Raw genomic sequence first — 24,274 nt, forward strand, 5'->3', positions numbered from 1 at the left:
CGGGCGCCGGGCGGCCGCGGGGAAGATGACCCGGTGACCCTCCAGATCCCCGCTGACCTGCTCCCCGCCGACGGCCGGTTCGGCTGCGGCCCGTCGAAGGTCCGCCCCGAGGCGCTGCAGGCGCTGGCCTCCGACGGCGCGGCGCTCATGGGGACCTCCCACCGGCAGGCGCCGGTCAGGGGGCTGGTCCGGCAGGTGCGGGAGGGGCTCACCGAGCTGTTCGGCCTGCCCGACGGCTACGAGGTGGTGCTCGGCAACGGCGGCAGCACCGCGTTCTGGGACGCCGCCACCTTCGGCCTGATCCGCGAGCGCAGTGCGCACGGCACCTACGGCGAGTTCTCGGCCAAGTTCGCCTCCGGCGTGGCGGAGGCGCCGTTCCTCGCGGAGCCGGTGGTGGTGACGGCGGCGCCGGGCTCGCTGGCGCTGCCCGAGGCCCGGCCGGGGGTCGACGCCTACGCGTGGGCGCACAACGAGACCTCCACCGGCGTCATGGCGCCGGTGGTCCGTCCCGCCGGGGTCGACGACGGCGCGCTGGTGCTCGTCGACGCCACCAGCGGCGCCGGCGGCCTGCCGGTCGACGTCTCGCAGACCGACGCCTACTACTTCGCCCCGCAGAAGTCCTTCGCCGCCGACGGCGGGCTGTGGATCGCGCTGATGAGCCCGGCCGCCCTGCAGCGCGTCGCCGAGGTCAAGGCGTCGGGCCGGTGGATCCCCGCGTTCCTCGACCTGTCGATCGCCGTCGACAACTCCACGAAGGACCAGACCTACAACACCCCGGCCATCGCCACGCTGTTCCTGCTGGCCGACCAGGTCCGCTGGATGCTCGGCCTCGGCGGGCTCGACGGCGCCGTCGCCCGCAGCCGGGAGTCCTCGGACCGGCTCTACGGCTGGGCGGAGCGGTCGCCCTACGCGACGCCGTTCGTCGCCGAGCCCGGCCAGCGCAGCCTGGTCGTGGGCACCGTCGACTTCGACGGGTCGGTCGACGCCGCCGACCTGGCCGCGACGCTGCGGGCCAACGGCGTCGTCGACGTCGAGCCCTACCGCAAGCTCGGCCGCAACCAGCTGCGCGTGGGGATGTTCCCCGCCGTCGACCCCGACGACGTCAGCGCGCTGACCGCCTGCATCGACTACGTCGTGGAGAGGTCGTAGTACCGGCCTCCCTGCAGGGGCCCGCCGCGAGCGTGCGAGCGGTGGGGGGCAGGGAGGTCCTTCGTCTAACGGGCCTGCTCGCCGTCCGCGGGCTGGACCGCGGTGCTCGGGAAGTCGCGCAGGTCGCCGGTGGGCGTGCGGTCCCAGCTGCGGAACGTGAGGTCGGTCTGCAGGTAGAGCGCGACCAGCTCGGCGGTGGCGCGGATGCCGTCGAGGTGGGTGCGCTCGTTGCCGTGGCTGCCGTCGATGCCGAACCCGATGAGCGCGGCGCGGGTGTTGGCCCCGGCCTCCAGCGCCGAGGCGGCGTCGGAGCGGTAGTACTTGTAGACGTCGCGGCGGTGCGGCACGTCGTGGACCCGGCACAGGTCGATCAGGTGGCGGGTCAGGTGGTAGTCGAACGGGCCGGTCGAGTCCTGCATCGCGACGTTCACGCAGTGCTCGGACGACGACTGCCCGGGCGCGACCACCGACGTGTCGATCGAGACCAGCTCGGCGACGTCGGCGTCGAGGCCGTGGCTGGCGCCCAGGCCCACCTCCTCGGCGATGGTCACGAGCAGGTGCGCGGTGACCGGCACCTCGACGCCGTGGTCGAGGATCGCCTTGAACGCGCCGAGCGCGGCGGCGATGCCGGCCTTGTCGTCGAGGTGGCGGGAGTTGACGAACCCGCTGGAGGTGATCACCGGCTGGGCGTCGATGGCCACGAAGTCGCCGACCTGGATGCCGCGGCGCTCGAGGTCGGCCCGGCTGTGCACCACCTCGTCGACGCGGACCTCCACGTGGTCCCAGCCCACGCCCTGCTCGTCGACCTCGTCGCCGTAGCGGTGCCCGCTGGCCTTGATCGGCAGGATCGTGCCGGTGTGCCAGTAGTCGCCGGAGACGTCGTCGCTGAAGATCGTCACCCGGGCGCCCTCGGCGAAGCGGGCGCTGTGCGTCCCCACCGGCACGATCGCCAGCCGGCCGTTGTCCTTGAGCTGGCTGACCATGCAGCCGATCGTGTCGGCGTGCACGACCACCGTGCGGTCGGCGCCGGGCGTCTGGCTGGGCAGCTCGGCGACCAGCGCGCCGCGGCGGGTGACCTCGAAGTGCAGGCCGAGGTCGCGCAGCTCGCCGCCGATGAGCTGCATGACGTGGTCGGTGCGCCCGGACGGGCTGGGGATGGTGAGCAGCTCCATCATCACCCGCTCGACGTAGTCCATGTCGATCGGCAGCCGCTTCTGGCCGGCGTCGACCGGCGAGGGCAGGAAGCGCTCGTTGGGCTCGGCGTCGTCGCGGGTCTCGTCGCGGACGAGGCCGGCGTCGTCGCGGGGACCGGTCAGCATGAGCGCCGAGTCTAGGGCCGCGACGGGGACCGGCCGCGGTGCCCGGCCCGGGGCGAGCGGGGTGCCGGGGTCCGCCACGCCGGGTGGCCTGCCAGCGCGCGGGCTCGTCCGCGGATAGCCTCGCCCGTGGCTCCGGTGTACCCGGGGCCCCCGCCCACCGCCCGCCCGAGGAGGTCTCCCGTGCGCACGCTGCGCCTCGTGGGCCTGTCCGAGGACGGCCGGAACCTGGTGCTGGCCCTCGACGGCGGCGACGGGACCGACGACGGCGAGCGCTTCGAGCTGGCGATCGACGACCGGGTGCGCGCCGCGGCCCGCGGGGACACCCGCCGGCTGGGCCAGATGGAGGTCGACGGCGGGCTCTCGCCGCGGGTGATCCAGGCCCGCATCCGCGCCGGGGAGACCCCCGAGCAGGTCGCGGCGGCCTCGGGCACCCGGGTCGAGCGGATCATGCGCTTCGCGCACACGGTGCTGCAGGAGCGCGCCCGCCTGGCCGAGCAGGCCCGCGAGGCGCGGGTGCGGCTGTCGGAGGGCGTCCCCGGCGCCCCGCTGCAGCAGTTCATGGCCGAGCGGCTGAGGCTGCTCGGCGCCGACCTCGACGCCGTCCGCTGGGACGCCGCCCGCTCCGACGACGGCACCTGGGTGGTCACCGCCGCCTGGCGTGCCGGCGCCAAGGAGGGCACCACGCACTGGGTCTACGACGTCCCGGCCCGCACGGTCGCCCCGCTGGACGCCGCCACCCGCGACTTCGCCGAGGGCACCCGGCTGGTCCGCGTCGTCCCCGGGGTGCCCGCCGAGCGCCCGGTGCCCGCCGAGCGCCCGGTGCTGCCGGTGCACCGCGCGGCCGCCGTCCCCGAGCGCCCCGCCCCGGAGCGGCCCGCGCCCGCCGACCGCGGCCCCGCGCCCGCCGAGCACCCCCCCGCCGTCTCGCCGGCCGAGCGGCGCACCGACGCCGCCGAGCTCACCGACGACGAGATCGCCGAGCACGACACGGTCGTGCTGCGGACCGGCGAGACCGACGGCGAGGACGAGGACCCGCGGGCCCGCGTCCCGGCCTGGGAGGACATCGTCTTCGGGGTCCGCCGCAACCACTGAGCGCCGGCCACCGAGCAGTACGCTCGCGCCACCGGACCGACGTGTCCGTCCGGGGGGCCACGGGTACGTCGTCCACAACCGAACGAGTGCGGGAGTGGAGCCACACATGTCGATGTCCGTGTCGATGCCCCTGGGCGGGGTCCAGGTGGGGTCCTACGACACCTACCAGCAGGCGCAGGCCGCGGTCGACCACCTGTCCGACGAGAAGTTCCCGGTGGAGAACGTCACAATCATCGGCTCGGACCTGCGGATGGTCGAGCGGGTCACCGGCCGGCTGACCTGGGGCCGCGCGATCGGCGCCGGGGCCGCGGGCGGTGCGTGGTGGGGGCTGTTCGTCGGCCTGCTGCTCGGCATCTTCGCCCCCAGCGGGACGAGCTGGCTCAGCGCGGTGCTCACCGGTCTGCTCATCGGACTGGCGTTCGGCGCGCTGTTCGGCGCGGTCGGCTACGGGGCCACCGGCGGCCGGCGCGACTTCACCAGCACCTCGCAGATCACCGCCAGCCGCTACGACGTCATGTGCGACCCCTCCCGCGCCGAGGAGGCACGGGCGATCCTCGCCCGCTGGTCGCTGCGCAACGGGTGACGGACCCTCCTGCCCCCCGCCCCTCGCTCCGCTCGGGACGGGTCCCTGCAGGGGGGCCGTTCCAGCACCTCACCGCAGCGTGGCGAACGCGACGGCCGCCGCGGCGGCGACGCCGAGGGAGTCGACGCCGGCCCGCATGGGGATGCGAGCCCGCACCCGCGCCGCGGCCTGCGCCTCCGGCGTCAGGCCCGGCCCCTCGGCGCCGAGCAGCACCGCGGTGCGCGGGTGCGCCCGCGGGTCCACGTCGCCGAGGTCCACGGCGTCCGGCGCCGGGGTGAGCGCCACGGTGAGGTAACCGGCCTCGTGCAGCCGGTCGAGGTCCCCGGGCCAGCCGGGCAGCACGGCGAAGGGCAGCGCGAGCACGTGGCCCATCGACACCCGCACCGCCCGGCGGTAGAGCGGGTCGGCGCAGCGCGGGTCGAGCAGCAGCCCGTCGACGCCGAGGGCCACGGCCGAGCGGGCGATCGAGCCGAGGTTCTCGGCGTCGTTGAGCGCCTCGAGCACCGCCAGCCGCCGGGGTGCGGCCGGGTCGGGGCCGGCCAGCAGCGCGCCGACGTCGGCCGGCGGGCGCCGGTCGGCCGAGGCGAGCACGCCGCGGGTGAGCCGGAAGCCGATGAGGTCCGACAGCGCCCACTTGTCCATCTCGTAGGCCGGCACGCCCTCGGGCAGGTCGAGCGCGGCCAGCCGGCCGGGGACGCCGAGCACCGCCCGCACCCGGTACGGCGAGGCGAGCAGCCGCTGCACCGCGGGCACGCCCTCGACGATCACCGGGCCGGTGCCGCGCGCCCGCCCGGCCGGCCGGTCGCCGGCGTGCAGGTCGCGGAAGTCGGCCACCCGCGGGTCGGCGGGGTCGGCGATCGGCTCGGGCACGCCGCGATCCTCCCCGAGCCGGTGCTCCCCGAGCGGCGGGGCCGCGCTGCCCGCAGGATCCAGTGGTGCCCAACGGGATCGTCGTCGTCGGAGCCGGCATCGCCGGTGTGGCCTGTGCCCGCGCGCTCGCGGAGGCCGGGGTGCCGGTGCGCGTCCTCGACCGCGGGCGCCGTCCCGGCGGACGCATGGCGACCCGGACGCTGTCCGGGCGGGTCACCGACACCGGCGCCAGCTACCTGACCGCCGCCGACGGGTCGCCGTTCGCCGACGTCGTCGCCGACTGGGTCCGCCGCGGCCTGGCCCGGCCGTGGACCGACACCTTCGCCGTCGCCGGGCCCGACGGGGTCCGCGAGACCCGCAGCGGCCCGGTCCGCTACGCCGCCCCGGGCGGGCTGCGCTCGCTGGTCGCCGACCTCGCCGCCGGCCTCGACGTCGTGCCGGAGCACGCCGTCGAGCGGGTGGCGTCCGGGCCACAGGTCGACGGCGAGCCGGCGCCCGCCGTCGTCCTGGCGCTGCCCGACCCGCAGGCCCGCCGGCTGCTGCCGGCCGACCTCGCCGGGCGGCTGCTCGGGGCGGAGGACGCGCACGCCTGGCAGCCCGCCCTCGCCGTCGCCCTGGGGTTCGACCGGCGGCACTGGCCGGCCGACCTGCACGGCGCGTTCGTCCGCGACGACCCCGTCGTCGAGTGGATCGCCGACGACGGCGACCGGCGCGGCGACGGCGCCCCCGTCCTCGTCGCCCACACCACGCCCGGCACCGCCGCCGCGCACCTGGACGACCCCGGCCGCGCCGCCCCCGAGGTGACCACCGCGGTGTGCCGGGCGCTCGGCATCGACGCCGCACCGGCCTGGACGCACGTGCACCGCTGGACCTTCGCCCGGCCGTCGGCGCCCCGGGAGGAGCCCTTCGGCCTGGTCGACGGGGTCGGCGCGTGCGGCGACGGCTGGCGGGCGCCGTCGAAGGTCGAGAGCGCCTGGACCTCCGGGCACCTGCTCGGCGCCGAGCTGGGCGGGCGCTGAGTGCCCGCCGGGCTGGCCCCGCCGCCGGGACCCACCGACCAGCGGGCCGAGGAGGAGCGCTCCGACGGCTCCCCGGCGAAGGCGGGGCTGCGCGGCATCGTCCTGCCGGCGGCGGTGGCCGTCGGCATCGGCACGCTGCTGGTCGTCGTCTACCTGGCCGCCTTCCCCGCCGCGGGCCCGCACCACCTGCCGGTGGGGGTGGCCGGCCCGTCGGCCGACGTCGCGGCGGTGCGGTCGGCGGTGGAGGAGGCGCGGCCGGGGGCGCTGCGGCTGGTGGAGCTGCCCGACGCGGCCGCCGCCGAGCGCGCGGTCACCTCCGGCGACGTCCACGCGGCGCTGGTGCTCGGGCCGCCCGGCCCGCAGTTGCTCGTCGCCGGGGCGCACGGCCAGCCGGTGACGCAGGACCTCACCGCGGTCCTCGGCCCGGTGGTCGCCGAGCGCACCGGGACCCCGCCTCCGGTCACCGACGTCGCGCCGCTGGCCGCGGGCGACCAGCGGGGCCGTGCGATCGACCACACCGCGTTCGGCGTGGTCCTCGGCGGCTTCCTGTTCGGCATCACCAGCTACCAGGTCGCCCCGAAGCAGCGGCTGCGGCTGCGGCTGGCGAGCGCCGTCCTGTTCGCCGCCGCGGCGGGCCTGCTGGGCGCCTGGCTGTCGGTCCGGGCGTTCGACGCCCTGCCCGCCGGGTTCTGGCCGGTGGCCGGGATCGTCGCCCTGCTGGCGCTGGCCTCCGGCGCGGCGGCCGCGCTCGCCCTGCGGCTGCTCGGAGGGATGGGCACCTTCGTGGCCACCGCGGTGCTGCTGACGGTCGGCGCGGCCACGAGCACCGGCAGCCTCCCCGCGGAGTACCTGCCGGGCTGGCTCGAGCCGCTGGCGTCGGTGCTGCCCCCCGGCGTGGCCGTGCGGGCGCTGCGCGGCCTGGCCTACCTCGACGGCGACGGCGTGGCCCGGGCCGGGTGGGTGCTGGGCCTGTGGTGCGTCGTCCCGCTCGCGCTCATCGCGCTGGCCGACGCGGTCTCCCGCCGCCGCGGCTGATCCCCTCCCCCGTTCGGCCGGCCGTTGACGCCGAGCGCAGAACTCATCTAGCGTTGAGTTCATCAGGCGTTGAGTTCTCGCCACTCGGGAGGCCGACATGACCGACGCCGTCACCGTGACCGACCTCGTCGTGGAGCGCGGGCGCCGCAGGGTGCTCCACGACCTGTCCTGCGCCGTCCCGGCGGGCCGGGTGACCGGCCTGCTCGGCCCCAGCGGCAGCGGGAAGACGACGCTGATGCGCGCCCTGGTCGGCGTGCAGCGGGTGCGCTCGGGCACGGTCACCGTGCTCGGTGAGCCCGCCGGCTCCCCCGGCCTGCGCCACCGGGTCGGCTACGTCACCCAGGCGCCGAGCGTCTACCCCGACCTCACCGTGCGGGAGAACGCCCGCCACTTCGCGGCGCTCTACGGCCGCGGCGCCCGCGCCGCCGACGACGCGCTGGCCGCCGTCGGGCTGGCCGACGCCGCCGGGCAGCTGGTCGCCGATCTCTCCGGCGGCCAGCGCGGCCGGGCCTCGCTCGCCTGCGCGCTGGTCGGCGAGCCCGAGCTGCTGGTCCTCGACGAGCCCACCGTGGGGCTGGACCCGCTGCTGCGGGTGGAGCTGTGGGAGCGCTTCCACGCCCTCGCCGCGGCCGGCACCACGCTGGTCGTGTCCAGCCACGTGATGGACGAGGCCGGCCGCTGCGACCGGCTGCTGCTGCTCCGGGAGGGCCGGCTGCTGGCCGACTCCACCCCCGCGCGGCTGCGGGCCGAGTCGGGCACCGACGACCTCGAGGAGTCCTTCCTCCGCCTGGTGCGGGCGCAGCAGGAGGTGGCGGCATGAGCGCGCCGACCGCCTTCGTGAGCCCGCGGCTGACCGCGGCGACCACCGCCCGGGTGCTGCGGCAGCTGCGGCACGACCGCCGCACGATCGCGCTGATGGTGCTGCTGCCGAGCCTGCTGCTGGGCCTGCTGTACCTGCTGTGGGCCGACCTGCCGCTGTCCCCCTTCGACGGGGTCGGGCTGACGATGCTCGGCGTCTTCCCGTTCGTGGTGATGTTCCTGGTCACCAGCATCGCGATGCTGCGCGAGCGCACCTCGGGCACGCTGGAGCGGCTGCTGACCACCCCGCTGTCCCGGCTGGACCTGCTGCTGGGCTACGGCGCCGCGTTCGGCCTGGCCGCGGCGGTGCAGGCGGTCGTGACGGTCACCGTGGCCACCACCCTCTACGACCTCGACATCGCCGGCTCGCCGGTGCTGGTGGTGCTCATCGCCGTCGCCAACGCCGTCCTCGGCGTCGCCCTCGGCCTGCTGGCCAGCGCCTTCGCCCGCAGCGAGTTCCAGGCCGTGCAGTTCATGCCGGTGGTCGTGCTGCCGCAGTTCTTCCTCTGCGGCCTGCTCGTGCCCCGCGCGCAGATGCCCGGCTGGCTGCAGGCGATCAGCGACGTGCTGCCGCTGACCTACGCGGTGGAGGCCCTGCAGGAGGTCGGGCGGTCGGCCGTGGAGACGGGCACGATGTGGCGGGACGTCGGCATCGTGGCCGGCGCCGCCGTCCTCGCCCTCGCGCTGGCGGCGGCCACCCTGCGGAGGAGGACCACCTGAGCGCCGCACGGCGACCGACCGGCCGGCGGCCGGGCAACCCGGACACCCGGGAGGCGGTGCTGGCCGCGGCCCGCACCGCCTTCGCCGCGCGCGGCTACGACGGCGCCTCCATCCGGGGGATCGCCACCGCCGCGGGGGTCGACCCGGCGCTCGTGCACCACTACTTCGGCACGAAGGACGCGCTGTTCCTGGCGGCGGTGCAGGCACCGGCGGACCCCGAGGAGTTCCTGCCCGAGGTGCTCGCCGCGCCGCCGGAGGAGCGCGGTGCCGCCGTCGTGGGCATGGTGCTGCGGGTCTGGGACGGCCCGGGCCGGTCGGCGGTGCTGGCGCTGGTCCGCTCGGCGGTCAACCACGAGTGGTCGGCGCGGCTGCTGCGCGAGTTCGTGCTGGCGAAGATCATCCGCCGGGTGGTCGGCTCGCTGGACATGCCCCGCGAGGAGCGCGAGGCCCGCGGCGCGCTGGTGGCCTCGCAGGTCGCCGGGCTGGTCCTGATGCGCTACGTGATCCAGCTGGAGCCGCTGGCCTCGGCGTCCCGCGAGGAGGTCGTCGCCGCGGTCGGCCCGACCGTGCAGCGCTACCTGACGGGCGACCTCCCCCTCCCCGGCCGGCGGGACTGAGCGGCGACACCGCAGCGTCCCCTGCACCGCCCGTCGGCGTGCCATCCTGCCGGGGTCGAGGGGGCGCCATGACCGACTACACACTCGCCGTGAGCGACGAGGAGGTCGAGCGCTACCGCTTCATGGCCGAGCGTGCCCGCAGCGACGAGGCCGAGCTCTGGGAGCGCGCCGGTGTCGTCCCCGGGGCCGTCGTCGCCGACGTCGGCAGCGGCCCGGCCGCCGTCTCCGTCGTCCTCGCCGGGGTCGTCGGGCCGGCCGGACGCGTCGTCGCCGTCGAGCGCGAGGACGGGGCTCGCGCGCAGGCGCGGCGGCTCATCGCGGCCTCGAACGCCGCCAACGTCGAGCTGCTGGCGGGCAGCGCGACCGACACCGGCATCCCGCCACGGTCGGTCGACGTCGTGATGGTGCGCCACGTCCTGGCGCACAACGGCCCCGACGAGCAGCGCATCGTCGACCACCTGGCGCAGCTGGTACGGCCGGGCGGCAGCGTCTACCTCGTGGACGTCGACGGCACCGCCTTCCGGGTCCTCGACGGCGACCCGGACCTCGAGGGCCTGGACGACGCGTACCTGGAGCTGCACCGGCGTCGCGGCAACGACCTTCAGACCGGCCTGCGCCTCGCCCGGCTGCTGGACCGGGCCGGTCTCACCGTCGTGCTGCACGAGGGCCGCTACACGATCGCCCGGCCACCCCCGGGCGTGCGACCGCCGGCGTGGGCGGCCCGCGACGCACTGGTCGCCGAGGGGCTCGCCACCGCGGACGACGTCCGGCGCTGGGAGTCCGCCTTGACGCGGATGGACGCCGCGACGCCGCGGCCGACGTACTTCGCTCCCGTCTTCTTCGCCTTCGGGAGGGCGTCCGCGGTTCGTGAGGACAGTCCCTAGCGAGCCACGCGGGCGAGCTGCCGGGCCTGGGCGACCAGCCGGCCGGTGGAGTCCCAGATGCGGCACTCCTCGTCCGACCACCCGCCGGTCACCTCGGTGGAGCGGGACTCGACCAGGCACCAGCCCGGCGCGGGCAGCGCGCGCACCAGCACCTGCAGCTGCACGGTCGGCGCCCAGCCCGGCCGGCCGACGGCGAACGCGGTCGGCGGCAGCGCGTCGGCGAACAGCAGCAGCGCGAGCGGGTCGGGGTCGCGGCCGTCGGCGAGCCGGATCCAGGCCCGCAGCAGCCGCGTGTCCGAGGGCCGGCCGGCGAGCCAGCCCGCCGTCGCCGGGTCCAGCCGGGTGTCCAGCTGCCGGGCGAGGCCCACGACCGGCCCGCCCCCGCCGGTCCGGGTCGACACGCACGCGTCGGGGGCGGGCGGCCGCGGCGCCGGGTTGACCGAGTAGTCGGCCGGGTCGGCCGACAGGGCCGCCGTTGTCACCTGGACGGCGAGCGAGGGCCCGGCCGCGCCGCTGAGCAGCACGGTCCGGTGCGCCAGCGTCCGCCCGGCCGGCCCGGGGGTGACGGTGAGGTCGGCCGGGCCGCCGGGGGTGGCGCGCAGGTAGCTCGCCGACAACGCCACCGGGTGCGGGTGCGGGCTGTCCAGCAGCGCCGCCCGGGCGACGACGGCGAGCAGGTACCCGCCGTTGAGGACGCCGTTGCCGACGTCCCACCCCGGGTCCAGCTCGGCGCGGTACCCGCCGCCCTCGGTGCGGGTGACGGCGGTGGCCCGGTCGAAGGCGGACTGGGCGGTGTCGGTCTGCGGCACGGGCGCCAGGGTGCCAGGGTCGCAAGACGTGGAGTACACACACCTCGGACGCAGCGGCCTGTCCGTCTCGCGCCTCTGCCTCGGCACGATGAACTTCGGCTGGCGGACGGAGGAGGCCGACTCGCACGCCGTCATGGACCGGGCGCACGACGCCGGCGTCAACTTCTTCGACACCGCCAACGTCTACGGCTTCGAGGCCGGCAAGGGCCGCACCGAGGAGGTGCTCGGCACCTGGTTCGCGCAGGGCGACGGTCGCCGCGAGCGGACCGTGCTGGCCACCAAGGTCTACGGCTCGATGAGCGACTGGCCCAACGACACCTTCCTGTCCGCCCGCAACGTCGTGCGCGCGTGCGAGGCCTCGCTGCGCCGCATGCAGACCGACTGGATCGACCTCTACCAGTTCCACCACGTCGACCTGGCCACGCCGTGGGAGGAGATCTGGCAGGCCTGCGAGACGCTCGTCGCCCAGGGCAAGGTGCTCTACGTCGGCTCCTCCAACCACGCCGCCTGGCAGCTCGCCGCGGCCAACGAGGCCGCCGCCCGCCGGCACTTCCTCGGCCTGGTCAGCGAGCAGTCGCACTACAACCTGCTCACCCGGCACGTGGAGCTCGAGGTGCTGCCCGCCGCCCGGCACTACGGCATCGGCGTCATCTCGTGGAGCCCGCTGGCCCAGGGACTGCTGGCGGGTGTGCTGGGCGAGCAGGAGGGCGACCGCCGGCACCAGGAGCGCAACCGCGCCCGCGTCGAGCGGCACCGCCCGGCCCTGCAGGCCTACGAGGACGCCTGCCGCGAGTGGGGGCTGGCGCCGGCCGACGTCGGGCTGGCCTGGCTGCTGCACCAGGACGGCGTCACCGCGCCGATCGTCGGGCCGCGCACGATGGCGCAGTTCGAGGGCTCGCTCTCGGCGCTGGAGGTCTCCCTCGAGCAGGCCCAGCTCGACCGGCTCGACGAGGTCTTCCCCGGGTTCCGGGCCGCTCCGGTGGAGTACGCCTGGTGACGGGCCCCGGCGACCCGACCTCGCTCACGGGGGGTCGTTGAGGAAGCGGAACTGCAGCCGCACCGAGTCGTCCAGGAGCACGAGCAGGGTGGAGTCGCTGGCGTCCCACGTCTCGGGCACCAGGAACACCCGGTCCTCGCCCTGGATCAGCAGCCGCAGGTCGCGGTAGCGGTAGCGGTACGTCTGCCCCTCGTTCGCCTCCAGCGTCGTCTCGCGGACGCCGGGGGAGGTCAGGTGCAGCCGCTCGGTGGTGTCGAGGATGACGGCCGGGAGACGGTCGAGGTGCCGCGCCGCCTCGCGGGCCGCACCCCGGCCGGACCACTCCGCGAAGGTCGCCGTCGCCCAGAACACGCTGATCACCAGGAGCACGGAGAGGACGACGGTCACCAGCCCCGACCGCTGCGGCCCCGACCCCAGCGACCGCGCGATCCGCCTGCCGTAGAGGGCGAGTCCGGCGCCGGCCGCCATGACCAGCGGGGTCACGAGCGTGTAGTACACCCAGTCGCCCCAGAACGGGTAGGCGAGGAGCAGCAGCACGCCGGCGACCACGAGGGCGTCTCCCGCGGCGACGACGGCCCGCGCTGCTCGGCTCCCCCGGTCCAGGCGGTCCCGCCCGTCCGCGGCCACCTTCGGGTCGGTGCTCGCCGCGTCCGCCAGGGCGGCCTGCACCCGGCGGTGCACCCGCTCGTGGACGACCGCGACGACGACGGCGAGGAGCGCCAGGACCAGCAGCGGGGTCAGCAGCGGCTCGGGGCTGCGCATGACGTAGTCCTGCGTGCTCAGGCCGATCGTGTCGACGTCGACCCCGAAGTACAGGTACCGCGCCCGCGAGGAGGCGTAGCCGAAGTAGAACAGCAGCGCGGTCAGGACGCTGAGCGGTGCGACGACCTGCGCGACCGATCCCGCGACCTGGCCGAGCCGGTTGAGGGACGCGGCCGGGTCGGGAGGCGGGGACGTCACTAGTCCTCGCCGGCACCAGCGGGCTGCACAGTGAGCGTGACCGTGTCGGGCTGTTGGTCCAGTTCGGCGATGAGGTCATCGCAGGAGACGTCGGCCGGACAGAGCAACTGGCCCACGAAGCCGAGGGAGACAGTCCCGTCGCTCTGCGGGTCGAAGCCTTCGGGCAACGGATCCTCGACCTTCACCGCGACGGTGCACTGATCGGCGACAGCGAAGTCGAATCCGTCAGAGAGACAGTCGGGCTCGGCGCACTCGGAGTCCGCCACGTCGAGGACATCGGGATCGAAGAACAGGTCCGTGACCGTCAGTCGGACGCCTTCCGGGATCTCCTCGTCCCCCAGGTAGGCGACGTCGACACAGGTCGCTCCCGTCGGTGACACGTCCTGGGAACCCCCGATCGGCAGTCCGACCGTCTTGGGCGCTGGCTTCTCCTCCGCCGGCGGCTCTGGGGCCTCCGGCCCCGGCTGCTCGGGCGGAGGCGGCGGCGCCTCCGGCTCGGGTGGGGGCTCAGGAGGAGGTGGTGGTGGTGGAGGAGGAGGAGGCGACGGTGGAGGAGGAGACGGTGGAGGAGGAGGCGGTGGAGGAGGAGGCGGAGGAGGTGGCGGCGGGTAGCTCCCTGTGGTCGGCGGGGAGGCCGACGGGACCGGCGCACTCGACGGGTCCGCGGAGGGTGGCGGTGCCGGAGGACCTGTTTCCGACGGAGGGTGCTCCGGAGCCTCGGGTGCCGGGGAGCCCGGCCCCTCCGGCGACGCACTTCCCGGGGGTGCCGGGGAGCCCGGCGCGCTCGACGGTCCGGTCGGTGGCGCGGACGACGGTCCGGTCGGACTGCCCGGGGGAGCCGGCTCGACCGGCGTCGTGGACGCGGGTGCGGCCCGGGTGTCCCCGTCCCCTCCACCGCCGCAGCCGGCGAGGACCAGCAGCACCGCCGCGATCCCGGACCCCACCCTGGTGCGCAAGCCGGACACGAGATCACCCCCGCCGTGGCCGCACCCCGTCCGGCACCGGCCTGGTCGCCGACGTCTCGGGCGTGCGGGTCCTCGGCCTCGGCTCCGCGCTTCTCGCGGCCGGGGCCGTGACGTGTTGTGAGTGGGACGACGCTAAGGACCTGCCCGGGCCGGACGCAACACTCCGTACGCCTGCGGTGACGCCACGGTGACGCAGCCGTGACGCAAGCCCGACCGCATCTCCCCCGGGCTCAAGCCGGCCCCGGTCGAGGACGCGTGGCGAGCGACCAGACCTCCAGCACCTCGTGCCGACCGCCGGTGCTGCGGACCAGCGTCACCTCGCGCACCGGCCACTCCGGCCCGCGGTAGCCGGCCAGCCGGTCGGGCAGGTCGCCGTCGGCGGGCCGGCGGGAGTGCCACCGGCCGAGGGTGAGGTGCGGGCGGAAGGGCCGGTCCTCGACCGGCAGCCCCAGCCCGCGCGCCGCGGCGGCCAGCCGGCCGGCGAGCGCGGTGAGCACGGCGACGTCGCCGTCGACGCCGGCCCAGCACACCTGCGGCCGGCGCCGGGAGCCGAAGTGCCCGGCGCCGGCCAGCCGCAGCACCGCCGGCGGGGTGGGGGCGACCGCCTCGCTCACCCGCGCGCTGAGGGAGGGCAGCAGCCCGGGCGGCACCGCGCCGAGGAACAGCAGCGTCAGGTGCCAGCGGGCCGGGTCGCCCCAGCGCGGGGCACCGGGGGCCTCGCGCAGCGGCGCCAGGGCGGCGGCGAGGGAGTCGCGGGCCTCCGGCGGCGGGGTCACCGCCACGAACAGCCGCAGCGGGGCCGGCCCGCTCAGCGCACGACCATGCCGGCGTCGGACAGCACCGTCTGCACCCGCAGCCGCTCGACGTCGCGGGGGAAGCCCGGCGGCAACCCGGTGAGCGTCGTCGGGACGTCGAACTGCCGGGCCGCCTCGCACAGCACGTCGTCGTAGGCGGCCTGGAACCCGAGCCGGCGCGCCTGCGGGGACCCGGCCGGGACCACCTCGAGCTGGCGGGCCAGCCGGCGCAGGTCGGCGACGACCGCCTCGACCGGTCGGTGCACCGGCGTCACGGGCAGGTGGCCCTCCCGAGCCCGGCGGCGGGCCCGCAGGTCGGACAGGAACTGCCCGGAGAACAGGCGGAAGGCGAGTCCCATCAGGGCGAAGGCGCCGACGAGCATCGCGGTGATGCCGGCGAGCTGGAGCAGGGCGGAGGTCATCGTCACTCCGGTGAGACGGTGGCCGCGTGGGGTGGCCGCGACGGTACGACGGCGCCGCCCCGCCCGCCACGTCGCAGGCGGGCACGCAGCTCAGGGGCGCGGCTCAGGTCGCGGCCGGCACCCGCCGGGCCGGGGCCGCGTGCACCCGCCGCCCGCGGGCCACCGCCAGCGCCGCCGCCGCCCCGGCGAGCGCGACCACCGCGCCGCCGAGGACCAGCCCCCAGCGCGCGCCGAGGTGCTCGGACACCCAGCCGATGAGCGGCGCGCCGAGCGGGGTGCCGCCGAGGAAGCAGGTGAAGTACAGCGCCATCACCCGCCCCCTCATCTGCGGGTCGGCGCCGAGCTGCACGAAGCTGTTGTTGGCCACGCTGAACACCAGGGCGGCCGCGCCGGTGGGCACCAGCAGGACGGCGAAGGGCCAGGAGCCGGGCACCAGCCCGCAGGCCACGGTGAGCAGGCCGAAGACCACCGCGGAGACGAGCAGGAAGCGCTGCCGCGGGCGGGCGCTGCGGCGGGTGGACAGCAGCGCGCCGGTCAGCGAGCCGACGGCGAACAGCGTCGACAGCAGGCCGAACCCCTCGGCGCCGAGGTCGAGCACCTCGCGGGCCATGAGCGCGATCGTCACCTGGAAGTTGAAGCCGAAGGTCCCGATGACGAAGGCCAGGACCATCGCCAGGCGCAGGTCGGCCCGGCCCCAGGTGTAGGCCAGGCCCTCCCGCAGCTGGCCACGGCCGCGCGCCACCGGCTCGCTCGGCCGCAACTCACCCGGCCGCATCGCCAGCAGCGCGCCGATGGTGAACGCGAAGGTGGCGGCGTTGAGGGCGAACGCCGGCGCGGTGTCCCCGCCGGAGGCGCCGATGAGCAGGCCGGCGAGCGCGGGCCCGACCAGCCGGGCGCCGTTGAAGATGGTCGAGTTCAGCCCGACGGCGTTGGGCAGCAGGTCGCGGCCGACCATCTCCGGGACGAACGCCTGGCGCACCGGGGCGTCGACCGCCGACACCGAGCCCAGGCCCGCGGCCAGCACGAGCACGTGCCACAGCGCGATCGCGTCGGCGGCCACGAGCGCGGCGAGCACCAGCGCGAGCAGGCCCATCAGCGCCTGGGTGACCACCAGCACGCGGCGCTTGTCGTAGCGGTCGGCCAGGACCCCGCCGTAGAGGCTCAGCAGCAGCGTCGGCCCGAACTGCAGCGCCGTCACCACGCCCAGGGCCACGCCGCTGTCGCCGGAGAGCTGCAGCACCAGCCAGTCCTGGCCGATGCGCTGCATCCAGGTCCCGGTCAGGCTGACCAGGTTCGCCGACGCGTAGAGCCGGAAGTTGTGCACCCGCAGGGACCGGAACGAGCCGTGCCCCGCGGGGGTCAGGTCAGCAGCCGTGGACGTCACCCACCGGCGAGCTCCTCCATGATCGCGGCGGCCTCGCGCAGGGTGGCCCGCTTCTCCGGCGTCAGCGAGTGCAGCCGGCCCGACAGCCAGGCCTCGCGGGCCCGGGCCTCCTCGCCGAGCAGCTCCTCGGCGGCGTCGGTGAGGCCGATGACCACCTGCCGCCCGTCGGTGGGGTGCGGGGTGCGGGTGACCAGCCCCCGCCCCTCCAGGGCGACGACGACGCGGGTCATCGACGGCGGCTGCACCCGCTCGTGCGCGGCCAGCTCACCCGGGCTCATCGGACCGTGCCGCTTGAGCGTGGACAGCGCGGCGAGGTGGGTGAGCGTGACGGAGGTGTCGACCCGCTGGTTGCGCAGCCGCCGGGAGAACCGCATGACGGCCAGCCGCAGGTCGTGGGCCAGCGCCGCGGTGTCCAGCGTCGACCTCGTCACGGCCCTCACCCTACCCGGGGTCCTTAGCACTGCTCAGAACAGTTGCTGGAGCGGCTCCAGGGCGAAGTAGACGAGGAACAGCCCGGCGATCACCCACATGAGCGGGTGGATCCCGCGGGCCCGGCCGGTCACCGCCCGCAGCAGGACGTAGGTGACGACGCCGGCGCCGATGCCGTTGGTGATCGAGTAGGTGAACGGCATGAGCGCGATGGTGAGGAAGGCCGGGATGACCAGGGTCATGTCGTCCCACTCGAGGGTGCGGATCTGGCTGATCATCAGCGCCCCGACGATCACCAGGGCCGGGGCGGCCGCCTCGGAGGGGACGATCTGCACCAGCGGGGTGAAGAACATCGCCACGAGGAACAGCACGCCGGTGACCACGCTGGCCAGGCCCGTGCGGGCGCCGTCGGCCACCCCGGAGGCGGACTCGACGTAGGTGGTGTTCGACGAGACGCTCGCCGCGCCGCCGGCCGCGGCGGCCAGCGAGTCGACGAGCAGCACCGGCTGCGAGCCGGGCAGGTTGCGGTCCTCGTCGAGCAGGCCGCCCTCGGCGCCGACGGCGGTGACCGTGCCGACGGTGTCGAAGAAGTCGGCGATCATGATCGAGAAGACGATGAGCAGCGCGGCGACGACGCCGATCCGCTCGAACCCGCCGAACAGCGAGAAGTCCCCGACGATCGACAGGTCGGGCGCGCTGACGACCTCGTCGGGCCACCTCGGCAGCTGCAGCGCCCAGCCGCGCGGGTTCTCCTCCCCGACGCGCTGGCCGACGTCGGCGATCTCCTCGACCACGATCGCCAGCACGGTCGTGACGACGATCCCGATGAGCAGCGCGCCCCGGACCCGGCGGACGACCAGGACGGCGGTCAGGAGCAGGCCGACGACGAAGACCAGCAGCGGCCACCCCGCGAGCTGCCCGCCGATGCCGAAGCTGATCAGCGGCGAGCCCGGCCGGATCACGCCGGCGTCGGCCAGGCCGATGATGGTGAGGAAGAAGCCGATGCCGACGGCGATCGCGGTCTTCAGCTGCGGCGGGATCGCCTCGAACACCGCCCGGCGGAACCCGGTGAGCACCAGCACGGTGATGAGCAGGCCCTCGAGCACGACCAGGCCCATGATCTCCGGCCAGGACAGCTGGGTGGCGGCGAAGACGGCGACGATCGCGTTGATGCCGAGGCCGGTGGCCACCGCGAACGGGTAGCGGCCGACGACGCCCATGAGCACGGTGAGCACCCCGGCGACCAGCGCGGTGACCGCCGCGACCGCCCCGAAGGGCAGCGTGGCGCCGGTGACGTCGGCCCCCGACAGGATGATCGGGTTGAGCACCACGATGTAGGCCATCGTGAAGAAGGTGGTCAGCCCGCCGCGCACCTCGCGGCCGACCGTGCTGCGCCGCGCGCTGATCCCGAAGTAGCGGTCCACCCCGTTGCGCGGCCGCAGCTGCGGACCGGCGCTGCGGCGGGGCCGCGTCCCGGCCGCTGCGACGTCGGCCGGGGTGTCACCGGTGGCCTGGGCGCTCGCGGCGGGGGTGGCCCGCGCAGCAGGCGCGGCGGTGGCGCCGGCGCTCCGGGACCGTCGGGACTTCTCGGGCATGCGGGCTCCTGCGGACTGCTGCTGCCGGGCGGTGAGCGGCGACAGCGTGCCACACGGCGGGCGCGCTCCCGGCCGGGCGGCGCCGCCTAGGGTCGGCGTCGTGTCCCGCCCTGCCTCCGGCCGCCCGCTGAAGCCGGCCCCTCCCCCGCTGCGCGTCGACACCGCCCGCGTCGTCCTCGCGGGCACGGCGCTGTGGGGGGTCGCCCTGGTGGTCGTGCTGCTGCTCGGCGACCGGGTGGCGCGGGTGTGGACCTGGACGTGCGTCGCCGGGATCGTGCTCCCGTTCGTCGGCCTGGCGATCATGCGCTGGCAGGGCCAGCTCGGCCGGCGCGACCCCGGCGACGACCGGTAGCCCCCGCTCAGCCGGCCTGCAGCAGGCGCACCGTCGCCACGGCGAGCACCCGGGTGACCGCCGTCAGCTCGGTGAGGTCGACGTGCTCGTCGTAGGAGTGCGCGTGCACCACGTCGCCGGGGCCGTAGTGCAGCGTCGGGACGCCCTCGGCCGCGTAGAGCCGCAGGTCGCTGCCGTAGGGCACGCCCCGCTCGCGCGGCGCGGTGCCGGTCAGGTCCTCCTGCGCGGCGGTCACGACCTGCCGCAGCGGGGCCCCGGCCGGGGTGCGCCCCGGCGCGAACTGCCCGCCGGGCCAGGTCACCTCCACCGGGTGGGAGCGCAGGAAGGGGTGCTCGGCGCACGCGGCGGCCAGCCGCTCCTCGACGGCGGCGCGCGCCTGCGCGGGGTCCTCGTCGAGGCGGACGCCCAGCCGCCCGGTGGCGGTGAGCGAGTCGGGCACGGTGCTCGCCCAGTCCCCGGCGACGACGGTGCCGATCGAGAGCGTGTGCGCGATCGGGTACTCGGCCATGAGCGGGTCGACGACGGCGTTGCGCTCGGCCTCGAGCTCGCGCAGCACGGCGTCGACGAAGACGAAGTGCTCGACGGCGCTGCGCCCGGCCCAGCGGGCGCTGCCGTGCGCCGGCTCCCCCGGGACGACGAGCTGGAAGGTCAGCGCACCGCCGGCCGCGGTGGTGAGGGTGCCGCTGGTCGGCTCGGTGATGACGCAGGCGTCCCCCCGGTGGCCGCGGGCGAGCGTCGCGAAGGCGCCCAGGCCGCCGTCCTCCTCCCCGCCGACCAGGTGCAGGGCCAGCCGGCCGGGCAGCCGCACGCCGCTGGCCAGCACCGCCTCGGCGACGGCGAGGTTGGCGGCCACGCCGGCCTTCATGTCGCAGGCGCCGCGCCCGTGCAGCCGCGGGCCCGACACCCGCGGCGTCCAGGGGTCCCCGGCCCACCGCCGCAGGTCCCCGGGTGGGACGACGTCGACGTGGCCCTGCAGCACCACGGTCGGCCCCGCGTCGTCGCCGGTCGTGGCCACCAGCCCCCAGGACTCCCGCCGCGGGACCTCCGTGCCCGGGAAGCCGGGGCGCCCGGCGAGCTCGTCGACGTCGAGCCGCCAGTGGTCGACGTCCATGCCGGCGCGCGCGGTGCGCTCGGCCAGCGCGGCGAGCAGCTCGGACTCCGCGTCGCTGCCGGTGACGCTGGGCACGCGCAGGAGGTCGGCCAGCGTGCGGTGCAGCGCCGTGACGTCGAGCGCGTCGAGGACGGCCTCCTCGGCCCGGCTGGTGCTCCCCCGCGGGGCCCTCGTCTCGGGCGCCCACGACCCCGTCAGTGTCACGACTCCTCCTCCGCGCCCCGCCACCGTGGCGGGCGCGGGAGACGCTAGGGACACGCGGCGTCCGGCGGGAGCCCGAAACGGTGCGTCCTCCCTACGATCCGTTGCGTCTGCAGCAGGGTGGACGCAACGGAGGAGCACGGTGGACGAGCTGGACAGGGCGATCGTGCAGCGGCTGCTCCGGGACGCCCGCACGACCTACGGCCGGATCGGGGCGGAGGTGTCGCTGAGCGCGCCGGCCGTCAAGCGCCGGGTCGACCGCCTGGTGCGCACCGGGGCCATCCGCGGGTTCTCCGCCGTGCTCGACCCCGCCGTCCTCGACTGGGACGTCGAGGCCTACGTGTGGGTGTACTGCGAGGGCGCGCCCGACCCCGAGGAGGTGCGCCGCCAGTTCGAGGACGTGCCCGAGGTGGTGCAGGCGACGACGATCTCCGGCACCGCCGACGCCGTGCTGCGGCTGCAGGCGCGCGACACCGCCGAGCTCGAGCGCGCCGTCCGCCGGCTGCGGGCGCTGCCCACCGTCGCGCGGACCGAGAGCGCGGTGGTCCTCTCCCGGCTCATCGACCGCTCCCGCGCCTGAGGTCCGCGCCGGAGGCCGGGCTACAGGACGTCGAAGTCCGCGGTGTCGTAGCGGGCCGAGGTGACGACCTCGGTGGGCTCGCCGGCCGGCAGGGTGGCCTGGCTGTGCGCGCCGCAGCCGTAGTCGACGGCGACGACCCGGCCGTCGGCCGGGGAGTACTCGTTGCCGCAGGCGCCGAGCAGCGTGCGCAGCGACCCGGCCAGCGGCAGGAAGAAGCCGCAGGTGGCGCAGGGGCCGGGGGCCTGCCGGGCCATGGGCGCGCGGGGGCCGAAGTCACCGGCCAGCCAGCGGGCGGCGGCGCCACCACGGCCCTCGGCCGACATCACCCGCTCGCGGCCCAGCCCGATCTCGGTGGCCACCGCCTGCGCCTCGGGGTCGGCCGCGGCGTCGTCGTCGGCGGTGTAGGAGGGCACCAGCCGGGGGTCGTCCTCCGTGGCCGGCAGCACGTCGCCGACCGACAGGTCACCGGGGCGCAGCCGCTCGTGCCACGGCACCCACGCCGGGGCGAGCAGCGCGGCGTCGCCGGGCAGCAGGACGACCTCGTCGACGGTGACCCGGTCCTCGCCCGGCACGGCGGCCAGGGTGACCGCCCAGTGCCAGCCGACGTAGCCGGGCTGGCGGGTGGCGAAGGAGTGGGTGAGGACGGCGCCGAGCGCCTCGGGCGCGACGCCCTCGGCCGGTGTCCCCAGCGGCTCGGCCGTGACGCCGAGGTGCTCGCCGACCAGGCCGGGGTCCCCAGCGGTCTCCTCGGCCGCGGCGCGGGCCACGTCGACGGCGGCGGTCAGCACGTCGCTGCCCGCGGGGGCGGTCTCGGGGTGCACCCGCCCATCGTCCCAGACGGCGGGCGCGCGACCGAGCGGCCGGTCGGGGTGATCACACCCGCCCGGACTGCCAGGGAGGTGCGGCACGATGGGGGCGTGCCGTCCTCGCGCCCGCCTGGGTCCCGCCGGGGTCCGCTGCGCCGCGGGCGGTCCGCGCCGGATCCGGCCGACCGCATGGACACCACCCCGCTCGACCTGCCCCGGTCGGGGACCCAGCCGCAGGCCGCGGCGCCGCCTCCGTACACCGCGCCGCCCCCGTACACCGCGCCGCCCCCGTACACCGCGCCGCCTCCGTACGAGCTGCCCCCGGTGCCTCCTCACGCACCGGGGCCGGAGCCCGCCGCCGCGCCGCGGGTCACCGTCACCCGCGTCGCCGTGGCCCGCAGCCGCGAGCTGACCCGCGCCGGGGTCGCCCGGGTGCGGGCGGCCAGCCGCGCCGACGGCGCCGGCGAGAGCGGGCTGACCCAGCTGCTGTGGGTCAACGCGCTGCACATGGCCGGCGACGCGATGATCGCCGTCTCGCTGGCCGGCACGCTGTTCTTCGCCGCGGCCGCCGACGCCCAGCGCTGGAACGTCGCCCTCTACCTGCTGGTCACGATGGCGCCGTTCGCCGTGGTCGCGCCCGTGATCGGCCCGCTGCTCGACCGGCTGCAGCGCGGGCGCCGGTGGGCCCTGGGCGCGGCCTCGTTCGGCCGGGCGGTGCTGGCGCTGGTCATGGCCGCCCACCACGACGACTGGTGGCTCTACCCGGCGGCGCTCGGCGTGCTGGTGCTGTCCAAGGCGCACAACGTGCTGCGCGCCGCCGTCGTCCCCCGGGTGCTGCCCTCTGCGATGTCGCTGACCTCGGCCAACGCCCGGCTGTCGGTGTTCGGCCTGGTCACCGCCGGGGTGGCCGGCGGCCTCGGCGCGGGCATCGCGTGGGCGTTCGGCTTCCCGCCGCTGCTGTGGGTCACCGCCGCTGTCTTCACCGTGACCGGTGTGCTGGCCGTGCGGCTGCCGCGCCACGTCGACGTCCCCACCGGCGAGCAGCCCGCCGACGTGCTCAGCACCGACGAGCTGCCGGTCGCCGGCCGGCGACGGCGCCCGGTCAACCCGCACGTGGTGCTGGCCTTGCGGGCCAACGCGGCGCTGCGCGGGCTCGGCGGGTTCCTCACGATCTTCTCGGCGTTCCTCGTGCAGGCCACCGTCGAGGGCGGCTGGGAGTCCACGCTCGCGCTCGGCGCGATCGCCGGGGCCGCGGGCGCCGGCAGCGTGCTGGGCACCGGCATCGGGTCCCGGCTGCACGCCGCCGACCCCGACCGGGTGGTCGTCTGGTCGGCCGGCGCGGCCGCCGCGGTCACCGTGCTGGCCGCGGTCTTCTTCGGCCTGGCGACCGCGGCCCTCGTCGCCGGGGTCTCCGCCGTCGCCAACGCCCTGGGCAAGGTGGCCCTCGACGCGATCATCCAGCGCGAGGTGCCCGAGAGCCTGCGCGCGTCGGCGTTCGCCCGGTCCGAGACGGTGCTGCAGCTGGCGTGGGTGGCCGGCGGCGCCGTCGGGATCGCGCTGCCCCCGATCGGCTGGCTCGGCTTCACCGTCGCGGCGTCGCTGCTCGTCCTCGCCGTCGGCCTGGTGCTGTGGAACCCGCGGCGGCGCCGGTGGACCGCGGTCGACCCGGACGCCCCCACCGTCCCCGGCGCCGTCGTCGCGCCCGGGGCCCCCACCGTGCCGGAGGCACCCCGCCCGTGAGGACGCTCCCCCGCGCCACCGCCGTCCTGCTCGCCGGTGCGCTCCCCGCCGTGCTGGCCGCGTGCGGCTCGTCCGCCGCCGCCACCCCGCCGGAGGTCACGGTCAGCGCCGGCCCGCAGGAGGTCACCGCGCGGCCCAGCCAGTACTGCGCGTCCGGCCAGGGGCAGCGCTACGACGTCACGCCGCCGGTGGTCGAGGTCTCCCCCGACACCCCGATCACCCTCACGGTGCCCGAGGAGGTCGCCGCCAACGGCTGGTCGGTGCAGGTGTTCGACGAGCAGCTGCAGGAGCGGCTGGGCGAGGTCGACGTCGAGGCCGGGACCACCGCGTTCGACGTCGACAGCTCCGACGTCGTCCCGCCGGCGTTCTACCTCGTCGTCGTCGAGGACCGGCACGGCGAGTGCCTGCTCACCGGCTCGTGGCCGGTCGGCTTCCTGCGCGCCGGCGGCGACCTCGGGGAGCCGGCGCCGACGACCCCGGCGGGTCAGGCGCCGAGGTCGCCCTAGTCAGGCCTCCAGGTCGCCGGCGACCGCGCGCAGCACCGCGGCCACCTTGCGCGACTCGGCGCGGTCGGGGTGCCGGCCGCGGCGCAGCGAGTTCGAGACGTCGTCGAGCAGCTTGATGAGGTCCTCGATGATCGGGACCAGCTCGTCGGGCTTCTTGCGGCGTGACTCCGCCACCTTCGCCGCCACCGACGGCAGCGGGTCGAGCACCCGGACCTGCAGCGCCTGGTCCCCTCGGCGGCCGGCCACGATGCCGAACTCCACCCGCTGGCCGGGCTTGAGCTCGGCGGTGCCCGCGGGCAGGGCGTCCTTGTGCACGAAGACGTCGGGCCCGTCCTCGCGCGAGAGGAAGCCGAACCCCTTCTCGGGGTTGAACCACTTGACTCTGCCGGTGGGCACGGTGAGATCCCTCGGTCGCTCGCGGGGTGGCCCGGCCCGGAGGCCGGCGGACGGCGGCGCGGTCGCCGCTGGGCCCAGGTT

General features: G+C 76.3%; 27 protein-coding genes. 14 read left to right on the top strand and 13 right to left on the bottom strand.

Going from position 1 to position 24,274, the window contains the following annotated elements; all coding sequences use genetic code 11:
• The first annotated feature begins 33 nt into the window (after positions 1-33).
• A complete protein-coding gene (gene serC, locus ACI780_RS06520; RefSeq protein WP_457001629.1) occupies positions 34-1,149 on the top strand; it encodes a phosphoserine transaminase in 1,116 nt (371 codons plus the stop codon).
• Between the two features lie 65 nt (positions 1,150-1,214).
• On the opposite strand, the gene ACI780_RS06525 is transcribed toward serC, so the two are convergent.
• A complete protein-coding gene (locus ACI780_RS06525) occupies positions 1,215-2,468 on the bottom strand; it encodes an osmoprotectant NAGGN system M42 family peptidase (RefSeq protein ID WP_457001631.1) in 1,254 nt (417 codons plus the stop codon).
• 180 nt (positions 2,469-2,648) lie between these two features.
• Between ACI780_RS06525 and sepH the strand changes: the two genes are divergently transcribed.
• Both sepH and ACI780_RS06535 read left to right on the top strand, forming a co-directional pair.
• Positions 2,649-3,560 carry a septation protein SepH gene (gene sepH, locus ACI780_RS06530; protein ID WP_457001633.1) on the top strand — a complete coding sequence of 304 codons (912 nt, stop codon included), beginning with the start codon at positions 2,649-2,651 and terminating at the stop codon, positions 3,558-3,560.
• Positions 3,561-3,666: 106 nt separating this feature from the next.
• Positions 3,667-4,143: a general stress protein gene (locus ACI780_RS06535; protein ID WP_089405148.1), complete on the top strand. Its 477-nt coding sequence runs from the start codon at positions 3,667-3,669 to the stop codon at positions 4,141-4,143.
• 69 nt (positions 4,144-4,212) lie between these two features.
• On the opposite strand, the gene ACI780_RS06540 is transcribed toward ACI780_RS06535, so the two are convergent.
• Positions 4,213-5,013 carry a TrmH family RNA methyltransferase gene (locus ACI780_RS06540; RefSeq protein WP_457001636.1) on the bottom strand — a complete coding sequence of 267 codons (801 nt, stop codon included), beginning with the start codon at positions 5,011-5,013 and terminating at the stop codon, positions 4,213-4,215.
• A 65-nt stretch (positions 5,014-5,078) separates the two neighbouring features.
• Between ACI780_RS06540 and ACI780_RS06545 the strand changes: the two genes are divergently transcribed.
• The 6 genes from ACI780_RS06545 to ACI780_RS06570 all read left to right on the top strand — a co-directional run bounded on the left by ACI780_RS06545 (position 5,079) and on the right by ACI780_RS06570 (position 10,146).
• Positions 5,079-6,032: an NAD(P)/FAD-dependent oxidoreductase gene (locus tag ACI780_RS06545; RefSeq protein WP_457001638.1), complete on the top strand. Its 954-nt coding sequence runs from the start codon at positions 5,079-5,081 to the stop codon at positions 6,030-6,032.
• Complete coding sequence (locus ACI780_RS06550; RefSeq protein WP_457001640.1) at positions 6,033-7,067, top strand: hypothetical protein; 1,035 nt, start codon at positions 6,033-6,035, stop codon at positions 7,065-7,067.
• Between the two features lie 97 nt (positions 7,068-7,164).
• Positions 7,165-7,887: an ABC transporter ATP-binding protein gene (locus tag ACI780_RS06555; protein ID WP_457001642.1), complete on the top strand. Its 723-nt coding sequence runs from the start codon at positions 7,165-7,167 to the stop codon at positions 7,885-7,887.
• Positions 7,884-8,645 (top strand): ABC transporter permease, encoded by a 762-nt coding sequence (locus ACI780_RS06560; protein WP_456872872.1) that lies wholly within the window; start codon positions 7,884-7,886, stop codon positions 8,643-8,645. Before ACI780_RS06555 ends, ACI780_RS06560 begins: the two co-directional genes overlap by 4 nt.
• Before the next feature lie 56 nt (positions 8,646-8,701).
• Positions 8,702-9,262, top strand: coding sequence for a TetR/AcrR family transcriptional regulator (locus ACI780_RS06565; protein WP_457001644.1), 561 nt, complete (start codon positions 8,702-8,704; stop codon positions 9,260-9,262).
• A gap of 68 nt (positions 9,263-9,330) precedes the next feature.
• Positions 9,331-10,146 carry a methyltransferase domain-containing protein gene (locus ACI780_RS06570; RefSeq protein ID WP_457001646.1) on the top strand — a complete coding sequence of 272 codons (816 nt, stop codon included), beginning with the start codon at positions 9,331-9,333 and terminating at the stop codon, positions 10,144-10,146.
• On the opposite strand, the gene ACI780_RS06575 is transcribed toward ACI780_RS06570, so the two are convergent.
• A complete protein-coding gene (locus ACI780_RS06575) occupies positions 10,143-10,955 on the bottom strand; it encodes a thioesterase family protein (protein WP_457001648.1) in 813 nt (270 codons plus the stop codon). The two genes, ACI780_RS06570 and ACI780_RS06575, sit on opposite strands and share 4 nt — an antisense overlap.
• A gap of 28 nt (positions 10,956-10,983) precedes the next feature.
• On the opposite strand from ACI780_RS06575, the gene ACI780_RS06580 reads away from it, so the two are divergent.
• Positions 10,984-11,952, top strand: a complete 969-nt coding sequence (locus tag ACI780_RS06580) for an aldo/keto reductase (protein ID WP_457001650.1) — start codon at positions 10,984-10,986, stop codon at positions 11,950-11,952.
• A gap of 24 nt (positions 11,953-11,976) precedes the next feature.
• Here the strand turns inward: ACI780_RS06580 and ACI780_RS06585 are convergent, their stop codons facing one another.
• The 7 genes from ACI780_RS06585 to ACI780_RS06615 form a co-directional block, all read right to left on the bottom strand.
• Positions 11,977-12,912, bottom strand: coding sequence for a hypothetical protein (locus ACI780_RS06585; protein ID WP_456872877.1), 936 nt, complete (start codon positions 12,910-12,912; stop codon positions 11,977-11,979).
• Complete coding sequence (locus ACI780_RS06590) at positions 12,912-13,292, bottom strand: hypothetical protein (protein WP_456872878.1); 381 nt, start codon at positions 13,290-13,292, stop codon at positions 12,912-12,914. The genes ACI780_RS06585 and ACI780_RS06590 overlap by 1 nt, the downstream gene beginning before the upstream one ends.
• A gap of 815 nt (positions 13,293-14,107) precedes the next feature.
• Complete coding sequence (gene thpR, locus ACI780_RS06595) at positions 14,108-14,659, bottom strand: RNA 2',3'-cyclic phosphodiesterase (RefSeq protein WP_457001653.1); 552 nt, start codon at positions 14,657-14,659, stop codon at positions 14,108-14,110.
• 26 nt (positions 14,660-14,685) lie between these two features.
• Complete coding sequence (locus ACI780_RS06600; RefSeq protein ID WP_456872880.1) at positions 14,686-15,093, bottom strand: hypothetical protein; 408 nt, start codon at positions 15,091-15,093, stop codon at positions 14,686-14,688.
• Between the two features lie 103 nt (positions 15,094-15,196).
• Positions 15,197-16,477, bottom strand: a complete 1,281-nt coding sequence (locus ACI780_RS06605) for an MFS transporter (protein ID WP_457001655.1) — start codon at positions 16,475-16,477, stop codon at positions 15,197-15,199.
• Complete coding sequence (locus ACI780_RS06610) at positions 16,474-16,908, bottom strand: MarR family winged helix-turn-helix transcriptional regulator (protein ID WP_089405160.1); 435 nt, start codon at positions 16,906-16,908, stop codon at positions 16,474-16,476. Before ACI780_RS06610 ends, ACI780_RS06605 begins: the two co-directional genes overlap by 4 nt.
• A 33-nt stretch (positions 16,909-16,941) precedes the next feature.
• Positions 16,942-18,501 (bottom strand): NCS2 family permease, encoded by a 1,560-nt coding sequence (locus ACI780_RS06615; protein WP_457001658.1) that lies wholly within the window; start codon positions 18,499-18,501, stop codon positions 16,942-16,944.
• A 100-nt stretch (positions 18,502-18,601) separates the two neighbouring features.
• Between ACI780_RS06615 and ACI780_RS06620 the strand changes: the two genes are divergently transcribed.
• Positions 18,602-18,853, top strand: coding sequence for a DUF2530 domain-containing protein (locus ACI780_RS06620; RefSeq protein ID WP_456872883.1), 252 nt, complete (start codon positions 18,602-18,604; stop codon positions 18,851-18,853).
• Positions 18,854-18,860: 7 nt separating this feature from the next.
• Here ACI780_RS06620 and ACI780_RS06625 read toward each other — a convergent pair whose 3' ends face one another.
• Positions 18,861-20,168: an ArgE/DapE family deacylase gene (locus ACI780_RS06625; RefSeq protein WP_457001660.1), complete on the bottom strand. Its 1,308-nt coding sequence runs from the start codon at positions 20,166-20,168 to the stop codon at positions 18,861-18,863.
• Positions 20,169-20,307: 139 nt separating this feature from the next.
• Here ACI780_RS06625 and ACI780_RS06630 point away from each other — a divergent pair, with 139 nt between their 5' ends.
• A complete protein-coding gene (locus ACI780_RS06630) occupies positions 20,308-20,745 on the top strand; it encodes an Lrp/AsnC family transcriptional regulator (RefSeq protein ID WP_456872885.1) in 438 nt (145 codons plus the stop codon).
• A gap of 20 nt (positions 20,746-20,765) precedes the next feature.
• Here the strand turns inward: ACI780_RS06630 and ACI780_RS06635 are convergent, their stop codons facing one another.
• Entirely contained in the window at positions 20,766-21,566 is an 801-nt protein-coding gene (locus ACI780_RS06635; RefSeq protein ID WP_457001663.1) for a DUF3027 domain-containing protein, read from the bottom strand.
• 174 nt (positions 21,567-21,740) lie between these two features.
• Between ACI780_RS06635 and ACI780_RS06640 the strand changes: the two genes are divergently transcribed.
• Both ACI780_RS06640 and ACI780_RS06645 read left to right on the top strand, forming a co-directional pair.
• Positions 21,741-23,291 carry an MFS transporter gene (locus ACI780_RS06640; protein WP_457001665.1) on the top strand — a complete coding sequence of 517 codons (1,551 nt, stop codon included), beginning with the start codon at positions 21,741-21,743 and terminating at the stop codon, positions 23,289-23,291.
• Positions 23,288-23,797 (top strand): DUF2771 family protein, encoded by a 510-nt coding sequence (locus tag ACI780_RS06645; RefSeq protein WP_456872888.1) that lies wholly within the window; start codon positions 23,288-23,290, stop codon positions 23,795-23,797. Before ACI780_RS06640 ends, ACI780_RS06645 begins: the two co-directional genes overlap by 4 nt.
• On the opposite strand, the gene ACI780_RS06650 is transcribed toward ACI780_RS06645, so the two are convergent.
• Entirely contained in the window at positions 23,798-24,193 is a 396-nt protein-coding gene (locus tag ACI780_RS06650) for a cold-shock protein (protein ID WP_456872889.1), read from the bottom strand.
• Between the last annotated feature and the right edge of the window lie 81 nt (positions 24,194-24,274).

This window comes from Geodermatophilus sp. SYSU D00814, from assembly GCF_054050055.1.